This window comes from Actinoplanes sp. ATCC 53533, assembly GCF_003947245.1.
In genome coordinates this window covers 1-16,291 of sequence record NZ_QHHV01000276.1, presented here as the reverse complement: position 1 = coordinate 16,291, position 16,291 = coordinate 1, and the positions used below count along the sequence as shown (strand labels likewise).

Genomic DNA, 16,291 nt, shown 5'->3' with positions numbered 1-16,291 from the left:
CCAGGCCCGCGCCGCCCAGGCCCGGGCCGCCCAGGCCCGCGCCACCCACTCGCTGTCGGCCCAGGCCCGCGCCGCCCAGTCCGAGTCCGCCCAGGCCCGCGCCGCCCAGGCGCGTGCGGCCGGGTCGAGCTGCGCCCAGGCCCGCGCGGCCCAGTCCCGGGAACCCGGGGTCAGCTTCTTCCACGCCTTGTCGGCGGCCTTCTGGTCGCCCTCCACGAGCGCCTTCGAGAAGCCGGCCCAGAGCTTCGCGTCGCGGCCGACGGTGCTGGTGTCGGCGTCGTACTGCTGCTGCGCCTTGCCGGCATTCCAGCGGGGGGCGGCGGCGAGCACCTTGACGGCGTCCAGGCCGCCCGCGCCGCCACCGGCGGCGCGGCTCAGCCCGGCGCTCGGGTACGTCGTGCTGATGAGCAGGTTCTTCACCGCGTCCGGCCGCAGCTTGGGCTGCACGGCCAGCACGTCCGCGATGATCCCGGACGTCACCGCGGCGGCCATCGAGGTGCCGGAGCCGCGGAAGTAGCCGTCGCCGACCCGGGCGGACGGGTTGCCCTCGTCGACCACGCTGCCCGGCGAGCGCAGGCTCACCACGTGGCCGCCGGCCGCCACCAGGTCCGGCTTGGCGTCGCCCTGCCAGGTCGGTCCCCGCCCGGACCATTCGCCGACCACGTCGTCGCGGCGGTCGGTCGTGCCGGCCACGTCCAGGCCGCCCGCGGTGAGCAGCAGCGGGTCGTTGCCGGGCGAGGTCACCGAGCCGGTGCCGGGACCGTCGTTGCCGGACGGTACGACCACCGTGACGCCCTGGTGCCACAACGATTCGAGGGCCTGGGTCAACGGGTCGATCTGGTACGGCATGGGGCTGTCCGAGGAGAGCGACAGGTTGACCACCTGCACGTCCTTGCGGTGATCGCTGACCCACTGCAGGCCGCGCAGGACCGTGGTGAGGTCGGTGCGCCCGTCGGCGTCGGCGACCTTGACGTCGATCAGCTTCGCGCCGGGGGCGACCCCCTGGTAGGCGCCGCCGGAGGCCTTGCCGGTGGCGGCGATCAGGCCGGCCATGAAGGTGCCGTGGCCGTAGCCGTCACCGTCGCCGGTTCCGGTCAGGTCGACCCGGTCGGCCAGTTGCCCGGCGAGATCGGGCACGTCGGCGATGCCCGTGTCGACCACCGCCACCGTGACGCCGCGACCCTCGTTGCCGGTCGCGGGCAGGCCCAGCATCTGCCGCACGGTCGTCGCGCCGCCGTCGGTGGGCGTCGTCGCGGCGGCGACGGTGATCTCCCGCTGCGGTGCCACGAGCCAGTCCGGGCCGAGCGTGCTGCCCTCGGGCAGCTGGGCCGCGACGCCGCTGACGACGGGCAGCAGGGTGACGACCCGGCCGCCGGCCGCTTCGACCGCACGTGCCGCACCGGCGGCGTCGGAACCGGTCACGACCACATCGCGCCACGCCGTCGCGGCGGCGTGGTTACCGGCGTGGGCACCGGCGGGGGCGGGAAGGCTGACGACGGCGAGCGCGGCGACGGCCACCGCCGCCATCCGTCGGCGGTACGCGTCGGTCGCGCCCGCTGACACCGAAAGGCTGGTGATTTTCACGGCCTGCGCTCTCCTCATCACTCTCAGTTACCTCTTGACGCAGTCGGCGGTTGGGGCCGACCTTGTCCGTGGCATGAACATCGGTCAGCCCGCCGCGGTCTTGAGCAAGACGCCGGCCGGATTTCGCCGGCGGGCCGCTTCACAGGTCGGCGACGCTCACCTGCCCCGTGAGGACGCCGTCGATGAGGTCGAGGACGGCGTCCGCGGTGAACGGCTTCGCCAGGTAGTAGTCCACGCCGCCGGCCCAGGCCCGCGCGTTGGCGTCCGACTCGGCCGCGGCGGTCAGCATGAGGACGGGCACCGGTTCGCCGGGCTGGGCCCGGATCGTGCTGAGCACCCCGAAGCCGTCCAGGCCCGGCATCATGACGTCCAGGATCACGAAGTCGGGGTTGATCGCCTCCACCGCCCGGACGGCGGCGAGCCCGTCGACCGCGACACTGACCTCGTAGCCGTCCATCTCCAGCACGTCGGTGAGCAGTTGCCGGATCGCCGGGTCGTCGTCGACCACCAGGATGTGTGCCATGAGCTCCCCTTCCCGGGCGGGGCGGCCGCGGCAGCCCCGCCGGTGATCATTGGCGGCCGGGGCTGTTCCACAGCCCGGCCTGGCGTGATGCCTCGTCGGCGGCTCGGCGCCAGTCGACGTCCTGCGCCTTCAACTGGGGGTGGGACAGCAGGTGAGCCAGTTCCTCGGCGTGCGTGCCCGCGGCGGGTGAGGCGGACTCGGTCTCCTGGATCAGCAGATGGGCCGTCCGCACCGCCGCGGCCACGCCGAGCCCGGAGAGCCCCGGTGACTGCGCCACGTCGCGCTGGGCGACCGCGGTGACGATCGGCGGCGGCAGCCCCCACAGATGCAGCAGTTCCACCCCGACGTCGCGGAACGGGACACCGTCGCGGGTCTCCGCGCCGAGGTCGACCGCCGCCCCGGTGTCACCCACCGCCGCCAGGCAGACGAGCCGCCCGACGTCCTGCAGCAGCGCCGCGGCCTGCGCGTGGGGCCGGTTCGCCGGCGAGGCCACGAAATCCACCAGGCAGGCGGTCGCCACCGCGTGCCGCCACGCCGCCCGCAAGTGCTGCTCGATCCCCGGGTCCCAGGCCGCGGTCGGGCGCAGCACGTGCCCCGCGCCGGCCACCGCCTGCACCATCGGCACGCCCATCGCGTTGACGATCGACTCGACGGAGGAGTTGCGGGGGCGGGAGCCGAAGAACCGGGAATTCGACAGCTGGAGCAGCTTGGCGGTCAGCCCGACGTCGTGCATCGCCGTCTGCACCGCGTACGACAGGTTGGCGTCGGGCGCCAGCAGGCCGACGATCCCGTCGGTGTGCTCGGGCAGCGTGGGAATGGCCCGGACCCCGCCGGCGATCCGCCGCGCCTCGCTCTGATGGGCGCTGGAGGTTTTGATCAGCAACTGCTCGATCACGGCGATGAGGCTCTCCGCGTCGGAGGGCTTGGTGAGGAACCGGTGGCCGGCGACGGCCACCTGGATCGCCGCCTCCGGCTCGATGTGCCCGGACAGCACGACCCGGGCCACCTCCGGGTGCCGCTGGCTGACGTTGGTGAGCAGCTCGGCGCCGTCCATCCCCGGCATCCGCATGTCGGACACCACCACGTCGTACGGCGACTGCGCCAGCAGCTCGAGAGCCTCGGCGCCCTCAGACACGAACGTCATCTCCCACTCGCCGCGCTTGCCGCGCAGCGAGCGGCGGAGCCCGTCCAGGATCCGGGGTTCATCGTCGACGAACAGGGCACGCGCCTTCGTCATGCCGTGCCCTCCTTTGGCATGCCCTTCTGGCCCTCGCCCGCCGGGCCGTTGTCGGGTCCGGCTGGGTGCCGCTCGGTGCAGGCGGTCATGCCGTGCCCTCCTCTGGCATGCCCTTCTGGCCCTCGCCTACCAGGCCGTTGTCGGGTCCGGCTGGGTGCCGCTCGGTGCAGGCGGTCATGCCGGCGTGTCCTGCTTTCCGGCGATGGGTAGCCGCAGGATGAACTCGGTGCCCTCGCCGACCACCGAGCGGACCTCGATCGAGCCGTCGTGCTTCTCCAGCACCGCGCGGGCCAGCGCGAGCCCCTGCCCCGTGCCCTTGCCGACCTCCTTGGTGGTGAAGAAGGGCTCGAAGATCGACTGCAGGATGTCCTCGGGGATGCCGGTGCCGTTGTCGGCGAAGCTGATCACCGCGGTGGGGCCGTCCGTCGCGGAGCTGATCCGGATCTCACCGCGCTCGGCGTTGTCCTTCAGGGCGTCGGCCGCGTTGACGAGCAGGTTGAGGAAGACCTGGTTCAGGTCGCCGAGGTGGCACATCACGTCGGGCAGCTCGCCGAGCTCCAGCGCGACGTCCGCGACGTACTTGACCTCGTTGCGGGCGACCGTGAGCGTGGTCCTGATCGCCTCGTTCAGGTCCGCGTAGGCCTGCTCCGTGGAGTCCTTGTAGCTGAACGACTTCATCGCCCGCACCAGGGAGGCGACCCGCTCCACGCCCTCCAGGCTCTGGCTGACCGCGGCGGGAATCTCGGCGGCGAGATATTCCACGTCCGCCTTGGCCTCGGCCGCCTGCGCGCGTTCGGTGCGATCGCTCCACTGCAGCTCCCCCAGCGCGGGCGTCATGCACTCCCGGTAGACGAGCAGCAGATCCAGCATGTCCTGGTACGCGTCGGCCAGGAACCGGGTGTTGTCGCCGACGAACTGGATCGGGGTGTTGATCTCGTGCGCCAGCCCGGCGGAGAGCCGGCCCAGGGACTCCAGCTTCTGGTCGTGGCGCGTCTCCAGCTCGGCGCGGCGCACCTCGGTCATGTCACGGAAGGTGACCACCGCGCCGGGCGAGCCGCCCCCGGAATCCAGCGGCGCGACCGAGCACGCGACCCCGAAGGTGGAGCCGTCGCGGCGGACGAAGGTCTCGTCGACCGTCTGCACGGACTGCCCGGCCGTGCGGGTCCGCCGCAGCGGGCATTCGGCCTCCGGCTGCGGCGTGCCTTGCCAGGGTGGCGCGTGCACCACGTCGTGCACCGAGGAGCCGAGCAGGTCCTTCTCCTGCCAGCCGAGCATCTCCGACGCGGCGCGGTTCATCGAGGTCAGCTTGCCGTCGCCGTCGACGGTGTAGAGGCCCTCGGCCATGTCGTCCATGATGACCGAGCGGAAGGCCTGGGCCTGCTCACGCTCGGTGACGTCCACCAGCACCAGCCCGACGCCCATCAGCCGGTGGTCCACCAGGACGGGGTAGCAGCCGGCCAGCCAGGACCGGGGTCCGTCGGAGTCCTCGTCCGGCGGCGCGGAGACCACTGTCCCGACGACCGCGGTGGCCGTCTCGCACGCCCGGCGGTATTTCGCCTCGATCTGCGGCCAGATGCCCGGCAGGGCCTCCTGGACGGGCCGTCCGACCTGCTGGGACCGCGGTACGCTGCCCATCGCGGCCAGGGTGTCGTTGACCCGGGCGAGCCGGGAGTCGCCGTCCACGAAGCCGAACCCGGCCGGCGCGGCCGCTTCGAGCGTCTCCAGCAGGGAGAGAATCTCCCTGCCGTACCGCTGCTGGCCCTTGAGCGCCTCGATGTCGGTGCCCGTCGCGATCCACCGGCCGTTCGCCGGCACGAAGCGCACGCTGTGCCAGCGATACGACCCGTCCCGGTGGCCGATCCGGCATTCGACCTCGTACGGCTCCGGCCCGGGCCGCGCGGCCTCCGCCGCCCGGCGCACCGCCCCGGCGTCGTCGGGGTGCACGATCGAGTCCCAGGGGAACTCCGCGTCGTCCGCCCGGAGGTCCCGGGATCCCGGATACTGCCGGGCACGCTGGTTGGCGTAGCCGACGGTGCCCGACGCGGACACCACCCAGATGCTGTGCGGGATCGCCGCGGCGAGCGCGGGCGTGTCGATGCCGGGCGGCAGGGGGCCGTCCTCGACCGAAGCGTCGTCGCGACCTACGACCACCTGTGGCGCTCGGCGTCCAGACACGATTTGCCTTCCTCAGCGACCGGGGCGGTATGCGCCTTACTTGCTGCCTATCGGCAGTTCGCGTCCGGATCTGAGGAGGAGCCGGTTCAGGCGGTGCGGTTGATCCACTGCTGATTGGTCCCGGTGCCGCAGGCGTACTGGATCAGCCGCACGCCGTCGGCCGTGCCGCCGCTGATAACGTCGAGGCACCGGCCGCTGTGCCGGGCCACGAGCCGGTAGTAGCCGCCGCCGGCGTCCTGCACCTGCCACTGCTGATGGGTGCCCGTTCCGCAGGTGAATTGTACGATCCGGGCGTTGTCGGCGGTCGAGGCATTCGTGACATCCAGGCATTTCCCGCTGTGCCGGGCCTCCAGTTGCACGTAGCCGTTGCCCAGGTCCTTGCGCCGCCACTGCTGGTTCAGGCCGGCGCCGCAGGTGTACTGGATGGTTTCGGCGAGATCGGCGCTCGACGCGCCCACCACGTCGACACACTTGCCGGAGTGCCGCGCGACCACCGCGGTGTAGGTGCCCGGCGGTCCGGTCACCGCGCCGGTGGCCGTGTCGATGACCAGCGACGGGAAGTAGTCCAGCGCCAGCGTGGTGGCGCTGGGGAAGCGCAGCGGCGCCCAGACGTAGCGGGAGTCGTTCACCGTGCCGCCCAGGGAGTTGCCCCACCGGTCCCCCAGGTACAGGTACGAGGTCCCCGCCGTGCCCGCGATCGGCAGCACGTACGCCGTCTGCGACTGGTAGGCCGTCGCGTCACCGACGTTGCGCCAGGCGCTCCACGTGCCCGTGATGCTGGTGGCGGAGGAGTACTTCTGCTGGTTGGGATTCCAGCCGGTGGCGCCGGAGGTCAGCATGAAGTAGACGCCGTTGCGCTTGAACAGCGCCGGCGCCTCCCGGACGTCACCGGGCCAGCTGCGCACCAGCGCGGCGATGTCGGTGTAGTCGCTAGTGAGGCGGTAGACGTTCAGGTCACGGTTCTCGTTGGCCGACGACACCATGTAGCCGGTGCCGTCGTCGTCGACGAACGCGGTGATGTCCCGCGACATGTGGGTGCCCAGCGGCCGGAAGCTGCCCCGGTAGGTGTAGGCGCCGTCGACGGTGCTCGACACGGCCACCGCGGCCCGCGCCTGACCGTAGTCCGTCGCGGTCTCCTTGTGCATCCACATGACGAACTGCCGGGTGCCGGCGTTGTAGATCACCTTGGGCCGCTCGATGTTGGCGCTCGCCAGCTCGCCGGCGGAGGACTGGGTCAGCACGTGGTTGCGGAACTCCCAGGTCCGCAGGTCGGTGGAGCGATAGGCCGAGACGTACCGGAAGGTGTTGTCGGCATTGCGGTTCTCGCCGAACCAGTAGTAATAGGCACCGACCTTGAGGACCCCGCCGCCGTGCGCGTGCACCACGGCGCCCGTGGTGTCGGCGAACTGGGTGGCGTTGGTGATCGTCACGGGCGCCGCGAGGACGGGCGCGCCGGTGAGGGCGAGGACCGTGGCGGTCCCGGCGAGAGCGGCGACCAGGGCCCGCGCGCAGCGTCTGAACGGCATCACGACCTGCTTCCGGATCAGGAACGGCTGATAGTCACATCAATCGATGTGACCGTTAACACAGATTGCCCGTAGGTTTCCGCCGTGTCAACAAATCCGGCTACGCCGCCGGCCGGGCGACGATCATGGTGCGGCCGCCGCCCCGGTTCTTGACGCGTTCTTAACGCCTGGCGGGCGGCGGCCGGGCCGATCCGGTGACACGCTTTGCTCGGCGGTCGCGGACCCGGCAGGCGGGCTCAGGTGCGACAGGGTTTGCGGGAGGGCCGATGGCCGTTGCGGAGAAGGTCGCGTCCGAAAGTCAGCGGCAGGACCGGCTGCGGGAGTGGTTGCTGTCCGGGCTGAACGACCGGTCACAGCAGCATCAGGGGCCGCACGCCCAGCCGCCCCGGCAGGAGAAACCGCACGCCTGGTGGCGCGTCATGTGCCTGACCGGCGTCGACTACTTCTCCACGCTGGGCTACCAGCCCGGCATCGCCGCCCTCGCCGCCGGCGTGCTCTCCCCCGTCGCCACCCTGGTCCTGGTGCTGGTCACCCTGCTGGGAGCGCTGCCGGTCTACCGGCGGGTCGCGGCGGAGAGCCCGAACGGCGAGGGCTCCATCGCCATGCTGGTGCGGCTGCTGTCGTTCTGGAAGGGCAAGCTGTTCGTCCTGGTGCTGCTCGGCTTCGCCGCCACCGACTTCATCATCACCATCACCCTGTCCGCCGCCGACGCCACCGCGCACGTCGACGAGAACCCCTTCTGGCCCTCCTCGTTGAAGGGCCACGAGGTCATCGTCACGCTCGTGCTCATCGCGCTGCTCGGTGCCGTGTTCCTGAAGGGCTTCACCGAGGCCATCGGGATCGCCGTCGGGCTGGTCGGGGTCTATCTCGCGCTGAACGTCGCGGTGGTCGGCGACGGGCTGTTCCGGGTGCTCACCCATCCCGGGCAGGTCGACGACTGGACCACCGCACTGACCACCCAGCACGGCAATCCGCTGGTCATGGTGGGCATCGCCCTGCTGGTGTTCCCGAAGCTCGCCCTGGGGCTGTCCGGCTTCGAGACCGGGGTCGCCGTCATGCCGCACATCAGGGGCGGTGCCGGCGACACCCCGCAGCACCCGGCCGGGCGGATCCGCGGCGCCAAGCGGCTGCTCACCACCTCCGCCGCGATCATGAGCGTCTTCCTGATCACCAGTAGCCTGGTCACCACGGTGCTGATCCCGCAGGCGGCGTTCGAGCCCGGCGGCGCGGCCAACGGCCGGGCCCTGGCCTACCTGGCGCACGAGAACTTCGGCAACATCTTCGGCACCCTGTACGACGTGTCGACCATCGCGATCCTCTGGTTCGCCGGCGCGTCGGCGATGGCCGGGCTGCTCAACCTGGTCCCCCGCTACCTGCCGAAGTTCGGCATGGCACCCTCCTGGGCCCGCGCCGTACGCCCGATGGTCCTGGTCTTCACCGCCACCGCCTTCCTGATCACCGTGGTCTTCGACGCGGACGTCGACGCCCAGGGCGGCGCCTACGCCACCGGCGTGCTGGTCCTGATCACCTCGGCCGCCATCGCGGTGACGCTCTCCGCCCACCGGCGGGCCCAGCGCGGCCGCACCTGGGCGTTCGGCACCATCTCGGCGGTCTTCGTCTACACCACCGTCGCGAACGTCATCGAACGCCCGGACGGCGTCAAGATCGCGGGCTGCTTCATCGCCGGCATCCTGGTCATCTCGCTGCTCTCCCGGCTGTACCGGGCCTTCGAGCTGCGGGTGACCCGGATCTCCACCGACGAGGTCGCCGCCGCCTTCCTGCGCGAGTGCGGCCGCCGCAAGATCCGGCTGATCGCCAACGAGCCGGACAACCGCGACGCCCGCGAGTACAGCGCCAAGATCGCCCAGATCCTCGCCGACAACGACCTGACCGACGACAGCGACGTCATCTTCATCGAGGTGAACGTCGTGGACGCCTCCGACTTCGAGACCGAGCTGCACCTGCGCGGTCAGGTGCTGCACCACCGGTACCGGATCCTGACGATGGAGAGCTCGTCGGTGCCCAGCGCGATCGCGGCGCTGCTGCTGCACATCCGCGACACCACCGGGCGGCGGCCGCACATCTACTTCGAGTGGACCGAGGGCAACCCGGCGGCGAACTTCCTGCGCTACCTGATCTTCGGGCAGGGCGAGGTCGCCCCGGTCACCCGCGAGATGCTGCGCCAGGCCGAGCCCGCCCGCAACCGCCGCCCGCACGTCCACGTCGGCTGACGAGGGTCCTATTCGGGCATGCTCTGGTCGGCCGGCGCCGGGTTTCCGGACAGGCTGCGGCGCAGGGCGCGCAGCCGGCGCGCCTCCGCCGGGTCCGCGACGGGCACGGCGGCGAGCAGTTCCTTGGTGTACGGGTGCCGCGGCTGCTCGTACACCTGGGCCGTGTCGCCCAGCTCGACGATCCGGCCGCCGTGCACGACCGCCACCCGGTCGGCGACCTGGCGCAGCACCGCCAGGTCGTGCGAGACGAAGACCAGGGTCAGCTCGTACTCGCGGCGCACGTCCGCCAGCAGCGCCAGGACCTGGGACTGGGTGGTGACGTCCAGCGACGACACCGGCTCGTCGCAGACGATCAGGCGGGGGCGCGGTGCCAGCGCCCGGGCGATGCCGACCCGCTGGCGCATGCCGCCGGAGAGCTGGTGCGGATACCGGTCGTACTCGGCGCGGTCCAGGCCCACCCGGTCCAGCAGCTCCTCGACCCGGGCGCGCGGGTCGCGCACCCCTCGCAGGCGCAGCGGGTCCGCGATGCTCTCGCCGACCGTACGGCGGGGGTTGAGCGACGACAGCGGGTCCTGGAACACCATCTGCATCGAACGGCCGCGGCGCCGGGCGACATCCACGCCGTCGATGGTGATCCGGCCCGCGGACGGTGCCAGCAGGCCGACCATCAGCCGGGCCAGTGTCGTCTTGCCCGTACCGGATTCGCCGGCCACGCCCAGCGTCTCGCCGCGCCGGACCTCCAGGGTGACGCCGTCGACGGCCTTGACCGGCTCGGCCCGCCGCAGCGACCGCCGGCGCGGCGGCGGAAAATGCTTGTGTACGTCTGTGAGGCGCAGCAGCGGCTCGCCGGTGATCTCCCGGGGCTCGCCGGGGCGCGGGACGGCGGCGAGCAGTTCCCTCGTGTACGGCATCCGCGGCGTGCGCAGCACCGTCTCGGTTGGGCCCTGCTCGACCATCCGGCCCCGCCGCATGACGATCACCGAGTCGGTCGAGCCGGCCACCACGCCCAGGTCGTGGCTGATCAGCAGCAGGGCCGTGCCGGTCGTGGTGCGGACCTCGTCGAGCAGGTCGAGGATCTGCGCCTGCACCGTGACGTCCAGCGCGGTGGTCGGCTCGTCCGCGACGATCACCTGCGGCCGGCAGGCCAGCGCCATGGCGATCAGCGCGCGCTGGCGCATGCCGCCGGAGAACTGATGCGGGTACGCGTCCGCCCGGGTGGCCGCGTCGGCGATGTGCACCTGGGTGAGCACCTCGACCGCGCGCTCGCGGGCCGCCCGCCGGGACGCGCCGGTGTGCAGCCGGTACACCTCGGCGATCTGCGCGCCGACGGTGTGGAACGGGCTCAGCGCGGTCAGCGGCTCCTGGAACACCATGGCGATCCCGGCCCCGCGCACCGCGCGCAGCCGCTGCGGCGTGGCCGTGGTGAGCTCCTCGCCGGCGAAGCCGATCCGGCCCCGCACCTCGGCATCGGGGTGCAGGCCGAGCAGGGCCAGGGCGGTGGCGCTCTTGCCCGAGCCGGACTCGCCGACGATGCCGAGGGCGCCGCCGGCCGGTAGGTCGAAGCTGAGGCCGTCGACCGCGGTCCGGTCGCCGAAGCTGACCCGCAGATCCTCGACGCTGAGCACGGTCATCGCAGTGCCCCCTCGCGGTCACGGCCGTCGGCATCAATCGCTCGGCGACACTCGGTGCAGGCGGTCATCGCAGTGCCACCTTCGCGATGCCCTTCTGGCCCTCGCGGTCACGGCCGTCGGCATCAATCGCTCGGCGACACTCAGTGCAGGCGGTCATCGCAGTTGCACCCTCGGGTCGATCGCGGCGTGGACCAGGTCGGCCAGGGCGTTGGCCACCACGATGAGGAAGCCGGTCAGCAGCGTCACGCCGACGACGACCGGCAGGTCCACCTGGTTGACCGCGCCGACCAGCAGCTGACCGACCCCGGGCAGGCCGAACATGGTCTCGGTGAGCACCGCGCTGGTCATGATGGCGGCGATGTCGATCGCGGCCAGGGTCACCAGGGGCACGAGCGCCCCGCGCAGCGCCCGCCGCCAGACGATCCGCCGTTCCGGGATGCCGTACGCCCGGGCGGTGCGGATATGGTCCTCGGACAGGGTCTCCCGCACGCCGGCGCGGGTGAGCCGGGCGTAGGCGGCGGACTGGATCACCGCGAGCGCGGTCCACGGCAGCAGCAGGTTGCTCGCCCACGCCACCGGGTCGGTGCTGAGCGGGACGTAGCTGGGGAACGGCAGCCACTGCAGGTAGACGCAGAACACCAGCAGGAGCAGCAGGCCGACCAGGAAGACCGGCACCGCGTACCCGGCCAGGACCAGGGTGTTCACCAGCCGGTCGAGGATCCGGAACCGGCGCAGGCCGGACAGCATCCCGGCGCCGATCCCGACGATCAGCGAGAGGATCTCGGCACCGATGGCCAGCGACGCCGACACCGGCAGCCGGTCGGCCAGCAGCGCGGTCACCGGCTGATCGGTCTCGAACGAGTAACCCAGGCAGGGCGCCGGGCAGTGCCGCACCTGCGGTCCCGCCGGGTAGTCCCGGCCCACGACCAGGCCCTGCAGGAAGTGCTGGAACTGCACCAGGACCGAGTCGTCGAGGCCCATCGCGGCGTGCACCTCGGCGAGGCGTTCCGGCGTGCAGCCCCGGCCGCAGGTCAGGATGGCCGGGTCCGACGGCGCCAGGTAGAACAGCGCGTAGACGATCACCGCCAGGCCGAACAGCACCAGCACCGCGCCGGCCACCCGGCGCACGAGGTAGCCGATCACCGCAGGACCTCGCGCTGCCGGGGGTCGAGCACCCGGCGCAGCCCGGTGGCGGCCAGCACGAACGCCAGCAGGGTGAGGAAGAGCAGCACGCCGGGGATGGCCACGTACATCGGGTCGGCGCGGAACCAGGTGGTCGCGGTGGACAGCATCTGGCCCCAGGACGGGGTGGGCGGCCGCACGCCGACACCGAGGAACGACAGGCCGGCCTCGATGATCATGTTGGTGGGCAGGATGAGCGCGGCGTAGGTGAGGACCGGCGGGGCCAGGCCGGGCAGGATCTCGCGGCGGGCCACCCGCCACGGCCCGGAGCCGGACACCCGGGCCGCGGCCACATAATCACGGGTACGCAGCGACAGCGTCTCGCCGCGGGAGATCCGGGCGGTGCCGCCCCAGCCCAGCACGGCGATGACCACGGCCAGCAGCGCGGGCCGCGGCCACGACGGCGGGACGATGGCCAGCAGCGAGATCGCCAGCACCAGGCTCGGCACGGAGAGCACCAGGTCGACGAGCCGGCTCAGGACCGCGTCCACGAACCGGCCGCCGAGCCCCGCGGCCACCCCGACCACGACACCGATGACGACCTGCAGCACGGTCGCCGAGATCGCGACGCCGAGCGACACCCGGGCGCCGTAGACCACCCGGGCGAACAGGTCACGGCCGGTGCCGGGCTCGACGCCGAGCCAGTGCTCGGCGCTGATCCCGCCGAACCGCCCGAGCGGTACGCCGCCCCGGGCCGAGTCGAGCAGCGCGTCGTGGTACGTGTTCGGGTCCTGACCGGCCGCCCGGGCGAGCAGCGGCGCCGCCACCGCGACCGCGGCCATGACCAGCACGATGCTCGCGCCGATCACGAAGCCGCGGTCGCGCAGCAGCCGGTGCCCGACGGTCCGCGCCCGGGGCGGGACCGCCGGCGCCGCCGGAGGGCTCGTCACTTGACGGAGACCCGGGCCAGGTCGTATTGGCCCCGCCAGCCGTCCGGCACGGCGTTCTTGACGTTCTTGCCGTACAGATAGACGTCCTTCTCGTGGGTGAGCGGTACGACCAGGGCGAGCTTGCCGATCTTCGCGTCCAGCGCGCCCCAGCGCTTGGCCGCCGCGGCCGGGTCGGTGAGCGCGTTGATCGCGTCGATCTCGGCGTTGACCGCGGGGTCGTCGTACTGGGCCAGGTTGAAGTTGCCGCCGGCGGTGATGATCTGCCGGCCGTCGAAGATCGGGATCAGGAACGGGCCGCCCGACGGCCAGTCGGCACCCCAGCTCTGCAGGGACAGGCCGGGCTGGGTGGCCGGCTTGCCGGTGACGTCGCGGTAGGTGGCGCTGTCGATCGCGGTCAGCGTGACCGTGATCCCGGCCTGCTTGAACGCGTCCTGCACGGCGGCGGCGACCTTGGGGCCCAGGCCGTTGGCGTCGTCGTTCTCGTGCGCCAGCTCGATGCTGAGCCCGCCCGCCGGGAGCAGCTGCTTGGCCTTGGCCGGGTCGCCGCTGTCGCCGGCCGGGAAGTAGTCGTACGGCTGGTAGCCGAGCGCGGCCTGCGGCGGCAGGAAGGTGGTGGACGGCCCGGCGACCGCGCTGCCGCCCAGGGCGTTGACCACCGAGGTGCGGTTGATCGCGTACGAGAGGGCCTCGCGCACCTGCTGGTCGTCGAACGGCTTCTTCTTGGTGTTGAAGGCCAGGTAGGTGGTCGACGGGAATTCGCCGCGGGCGACCCGCTTGTCGAGCGCGGAGCCGGTGCCGAGCTGGGCGAGCTGCTCGGGGCCGACCACGGCGTCGGTGGTGACCGCGTTGGCGTCCTGGCCGGCGCCGGTGACCAGCCGCTGGTTGATCACCGCGGCGTCCAGCCCGGAGGTCACGTCGATCTTGTCCGGGCAGGCATACCGCAGGGGGTCGCTCTTGGCGGTCCAGTGCGGGTTGCGCACCAGCGACAGCGACTTCTTCTGCTCGTACGAGGCCACCATGTACGGCCCCGAGGAGACCGGGTGCTTCTCGTAGTCGACGCCCTTGTCCTTGGCCTTGGGCACCGGCGCGAACTGGGTGGCGGTGGCCAGGAACGGGAAGTCGCCCTCGGCCTTGCGCAGCTTGAAGACGATGGTCTTGGCGTCCGGCGTCTCGATCGCTTTGATCCCGGCCGGCTGCTTGTACGGCCCCTGGTAGCCGGCCGCGTCGACCAGCCAGTCCCGCAGGTAGGGCGCGCCGCCGGGCAGCTCGGGGGCGAACGAGCGCTCGATGCCGTACTTGACGTCGGCCGCGGTGATCGGCGTGCCGTCCTCGAAGAAGATGTCGTCCCGCAGCTTGTAGGTCCAGGTCTTCGCCCCGTCCGACGGGGTGCCCAGGTCGGTGGCGAGGTCCGGGGCCGGCTTGGTGCCGGCCTCGCCGGGCTGCCGGTTGCGGGTGGTCAGGGTCCGGAACAGCAGCGACGGGATGTTGCCGCCGCCGGAGGTGTAGAGCCGGGCGGGGTCGAGGTGGGTGATGCCGCCCTGGTTGAGCACCGACAGCGTGCCGCCCTGACAGGTCGCCGGGTCGAACGCCGCGCTGGAGGTGGTGCCCGCGTCGCCCTGGCAGGCGGTGAGGGCTCCAGTGAGGACGGTCGCGGCCACGAGCAGAGGCACGGTTCTACGCATGCCGCCCACCCTATCTACCTACACGGTAGGCAATGCAAGACCGTCAATGGTCAGGTGATCCTCGACGCATCCGCATCTCCCACTCGTTGAGTAGGGATAGGGTGCTGCTATGACGTCCTTCGAGCAGCAGTCGACGGGCGAGTGGGTGGTGGCCGGGCGCTACGTGCCGTGCGCGTATACCGAGTTCGCCACCTGCCCGCTGCCGCCCGCGGAGAACAGGCTGCCGATCGCGGTGGAGGCCGGCGAGCAGATCCCGCTGCCCGCTTGACCGTCTGATGCACCTCCCCCCGTGACCCGCCGGTGATTGTCCGGCGATTGATTGATCGACGCCGATCATCGGGCGGACAGCCGGCAACCGTTGCTAGACCAATGGGCAGGAATTGCCGGTGTCATCAACGGAGGGAAACGGGACATGAGAGAAATGATCATCAGAGGCGCCAAGAGGTGCGGAATCGCCCTCGTCGCCCTGGCTGTCGTCGTGGCTCCCGCGCAGGTCGCGAAGGCAGCCGCCAACGACCCGGGGGCGCGGCCGGCCTTCGCGGAACAGGCCCGCAGCGCGGGTCTCGACCAGCGGCAGGCCCGCCTGCTGCAGGGCGAGGTCGACAAGACTCTCGCCGGCATGAAGGTCGGCGGCCGGCAGATCAGCGCCAACGAGGTCATGTCCGACGACGGCCGGGTCAAGGTGGTCATCCCGGTGCCGGGCGAGGAGCGCGCCCGCTCGCTCTCCGGCGCGACGACGCTCGCCAACTGTTCCTACCTGTACCTCTGCCTGTTCGACTATGCCAATTTCAGTGGCACCCTGCGGCAGCTCTACTACTGCGATTTCATCAACCTCGGCAATTACGGCCTCAACGACCGGCTGGAGTCGTACGACAACAGCCAGAGCGCCGGCACCCGCGCGTATTTCTACAACTGGGAAGGGCAGTGGGTCTACAAGTTCGGCAGCACCGCCCCGCACACGGATTACAACTTGAACCGGTGGGCGGGACTGGCGAACATGATCGACGCCGTGGACCCCTGCTGAAGCAAGCGGCCGGGTAGGTAGCCGGTCGCCAGGAGTGGGCCACCTCGGCGAGGACTCACCCGCCCGCCCTACGCGCGGGGCGTGCGGGCGAGCTCGCCGAGGTAGGCGCGGAGCATGGTCTTGAGCTGGCCGAGCAGGTCGGCCGCGCCGCCGGCCTCGGCGCGGAAGGCTTCCTGGAGCACGGCGTCGGCGGCCAGGAACGCGGTGCGGCAGGCGATCGCCGCCGCCGCGTCGTCGGCGAGCAGGCCCTGGGCGACGAGGATGCGGTGCAGGCCCGCGGCCATGGCACGCTTGTGCCCGCGGTCGGCCTCCCGGGTCCGTTCGGTGAGGTGACGACCGAACCACAACGCCCGCAGGCCCGGCTCGGACCGGTAGAGCCCGGCGAACGCGTCGACGAGGACGGCCACCGGGTCGGGCCAGGACTCTCGGGCCGCCCGCTCGACGAACGACGCCATGAGCGTTTCCAGCCGGGCGAGGTATCGATCGGCCAGGGTGTCGACGATCGCGTCGCGATCCGGCAGGTACTGATACAGGGCGCCGACGGAGACACCCGCCTCGGCGGCGACCCTCGTGGTGGTCAGCGCCTCGGCACCCTCGGCGGCCAGC

13 protein-coding genes are annotated in these 16,291 nt (G+C 71.8%); 3 read left to right on the top strand and 10 right to left on the bottom strand.

Translation table 11 applies throughout. The features are described 5' to 3' along the window. The 5 genes from DMB66_RS53125 to DMB66_RS53105 form a co-directional block, all read right to left on the bottom strand. On the bottom strand, nucleotides 1–1,584 hold a 1,584-nt coding region (locus DMB66_RS53125; RefSeq protein ID WP_125811676.1), incomplete at its 3' end, for a S8 family peptidase. Between the two features lie 139 nt (nucleotides 1,585–1,723). Next, on the bottom strand, nucleotides 1,724–2,107 hold the full coding sequence (locus DMB66_RS53120; RefSeq protein ID WP_125811675.1) for a response regulator transcription factor: 384 nt from the start codon (nucleotides 2,105–2,107) through the stop codon (nucleotides 1,724–1,726). 46 nt (nucleotides 2,108–2,153) lie between these two features. Continuing rightward, nucleotides 2,154–3,344, bottom strand: a complete 1,191-nt coding sequence (locus DMB66_RS53115; protein ID WP_125811674.1) for a response regulator — start codon at nucleotides 3,342–3,344, stop codon at nucleotides 2,154–2,156. Between the two features lie 174 nt (nucleotides 3,345–3,518). After that, a complete protein-coding gene (locus tag DMB66_RS53110; protein ID WP_125811673.1) occupies nucleotides 3,519–5,519 on the bottom strand; it encodes a PAS domain-containing protein in 2,001 nt (666 codons plus the stop codon). 86 nt (nucleotides 5,520–5,605) lie between these two features. Then, entirely contained in the window at nucleotides 5,606–7,045 is a 1,440-nt protein-coding gene (locus tag DMB66_RS53105) for an RICIN domain-containing protein (RefSeq protein WP_125811672.1), read from the bottom strand. Nucleotides 7,046–7,311: 266 nt separating this feature from the next. On the opposite strand from DMB66_RS53105, the gene DMB66_RS53100 reads away from it, so the two are divergent. Then, entirely contained in the window at nucleotides 7,312–9,276 is a 1,965-nt protein-coding gene (locus DMB66_RS53100) for an APC family permease (protein WP_125811671.1), read from the top strand. An 8-nt stretch (nucleotides 9,277–9,284) separates the two neighbouring features. Here DMB66_RS53100 and DMB66_RS53095 read toward each other — a convergent pair whose 3' ends face one another. From DMB66_RS53095 to DMB66_RS53080, 4 genes are all read right to left on the bottom strand, one after another. Then, on the bottom strand, nucleotides 9,285–10,907 hold the full coding sequence (locus tag DMB66_RS53095; RefSeq protein ID WP_125811670.1) for an ABC transporter ATP-binding protein: 1,623 nt from the start codon (nucleotides 10,905–10,907) through the stop codon (nucleotides 9,285–9,287). A gap of 153 nt (nucleotides 10,908–11,060) precedes the next feature. After that, entirely contained in the window at nucleotides 11,061–12,050 is a 990-nt protein-coding gene (locus tag DMB66_RS53090) for an ABC transporter permease (protein ID WP_125811669.1), read from the bottom strand. Then, nucleotides 12,047–12,979, bottom strand: coding sequence for an ABC transporter permease (locus tag DMB66_RS53085; RefSeq protein WP_233625480.1), 933 nt, complete (start codon nucleotides 12,977–12,979; stop codon nucleotides 12,047–12,049). The genes DMB66_RS53090 and DMB66_RS53085 overlap by 4 nt, the downstream gene beginning before the upstream one ends. Continuing rightward, entirely contained in the window at nucleotides 12,976–14,661 is a 1,686-nt protein-coding gene (locus tag DMB66_RS53080) for an ABC transporter substrate-binding protein (protein WP_125811668.1), read from the bottom strand. Before DMB66_RS53080 ends, DMB66_RS53085 begins: the two co-directional genes overlap by 4 nt. Before the next feature lie 109 nt (nucleotides 14,662–14,770). Here DMB66_RS53080 and DMB66_RS53075 point away from each other — a divergent pair, with 109 nt between their 5' ends. Then, entirely contained in the window at nucleotides 14,771–14,929 is a 159-nt protein-coding gene (locus tag DMB66_RS53075; protein ID WP_233625479.1) for a DUF1684 domain-containing protein, read from the top strand. 144 nt (nucleotides 14,930–15,073) lie between these two features. Next, nucleotides 15,074–15,685 carry a hypothetical protein gene (locus DMB66_RS53070; protein WP_125811667.1) on the top strand — a complete coding sequence of 204 codons (612 nt, stop codon included), beginning with the start codon at nucleotides 15,074–15,076 and terminating at the stop codon, nucleotides 15,683–15,685. A gap of 68 nt (nucleotides 15,686–15,753) precedes the next feature. Here DMB66_RS53070 and DMB66_RS53065 read toward each other — a convergent pair. Next, nucleotides 15,754–16,291 (bottom strand): TetR family transcriptional regulator (locus tag DMB66_RS53065; RefSeq protein ID WP_148112874.1); only part of this gene is annotated, 538 nt, incomplete at its 5' end.

Excerpts from the sequence above, each read along its gene's own strand:
- DMB66_RS53120 (WP_125811675.1), bottom strand. The coding sequence starts at position 2,107 with ATGGCACACATCCTGGTGGTCGACGACGACCCGGCGATCCGGCAACTG.
- DMB66_RS53095 (WP_125811670.1), bottom strand. The coding sequence starts at position 10,907 with ATGACCGTGCTCAGCGTCGAGGATCTGCGGGTCAGCTTCGGCGACCGG.
- DMB66_RS53080 (WP_125811668.1), bottom strand. The coding sequence starts at position 14,661 with ATGCGTAGAACCGTGCCTCTGCTCGTGGCCGCGACCGTCCTCACTGGA.
- DMB66_RS53105 (WP_125811672.1), bottom strand. The coding sequence starts at position 7,045 with ATGCCGTTCAGACGCTGCGCGCGGGCCCTGGTCGCCGCTCTCGCCGGG.
- DMB66_RS53100 (WP_125811671.1), top strand. The coding sequence starts at position 7,312 with ATGGCCGTTGCGGAGAAGGTCGCGTCCGAAAGTCAGCGGCAGGACCGG.
- DMB66_RS53070 (WP_125811667.1), top strand. The coding sequence starts at position 15,074 with ATGAGAGAAATGATCATCAGAGGCGCCAAGAGGTGCGGAATCGCCCTC.
- DMB66_RS53115 (WP_125811674.1), bottom strand. The coding sequence starts at position 3,344 with ATGACGAAGGCGCGTGCCCTGTTCGTCGACGATGAACCCCGGATCCTG.
- DMB66_RS53075 (WP_233625479.1), top strand. The coding sequence starts at position 14,771 with ATGACGTCCTTCGAGCAGCAGTCGACGGGCGAGTGGGTGGTGGCCGGG.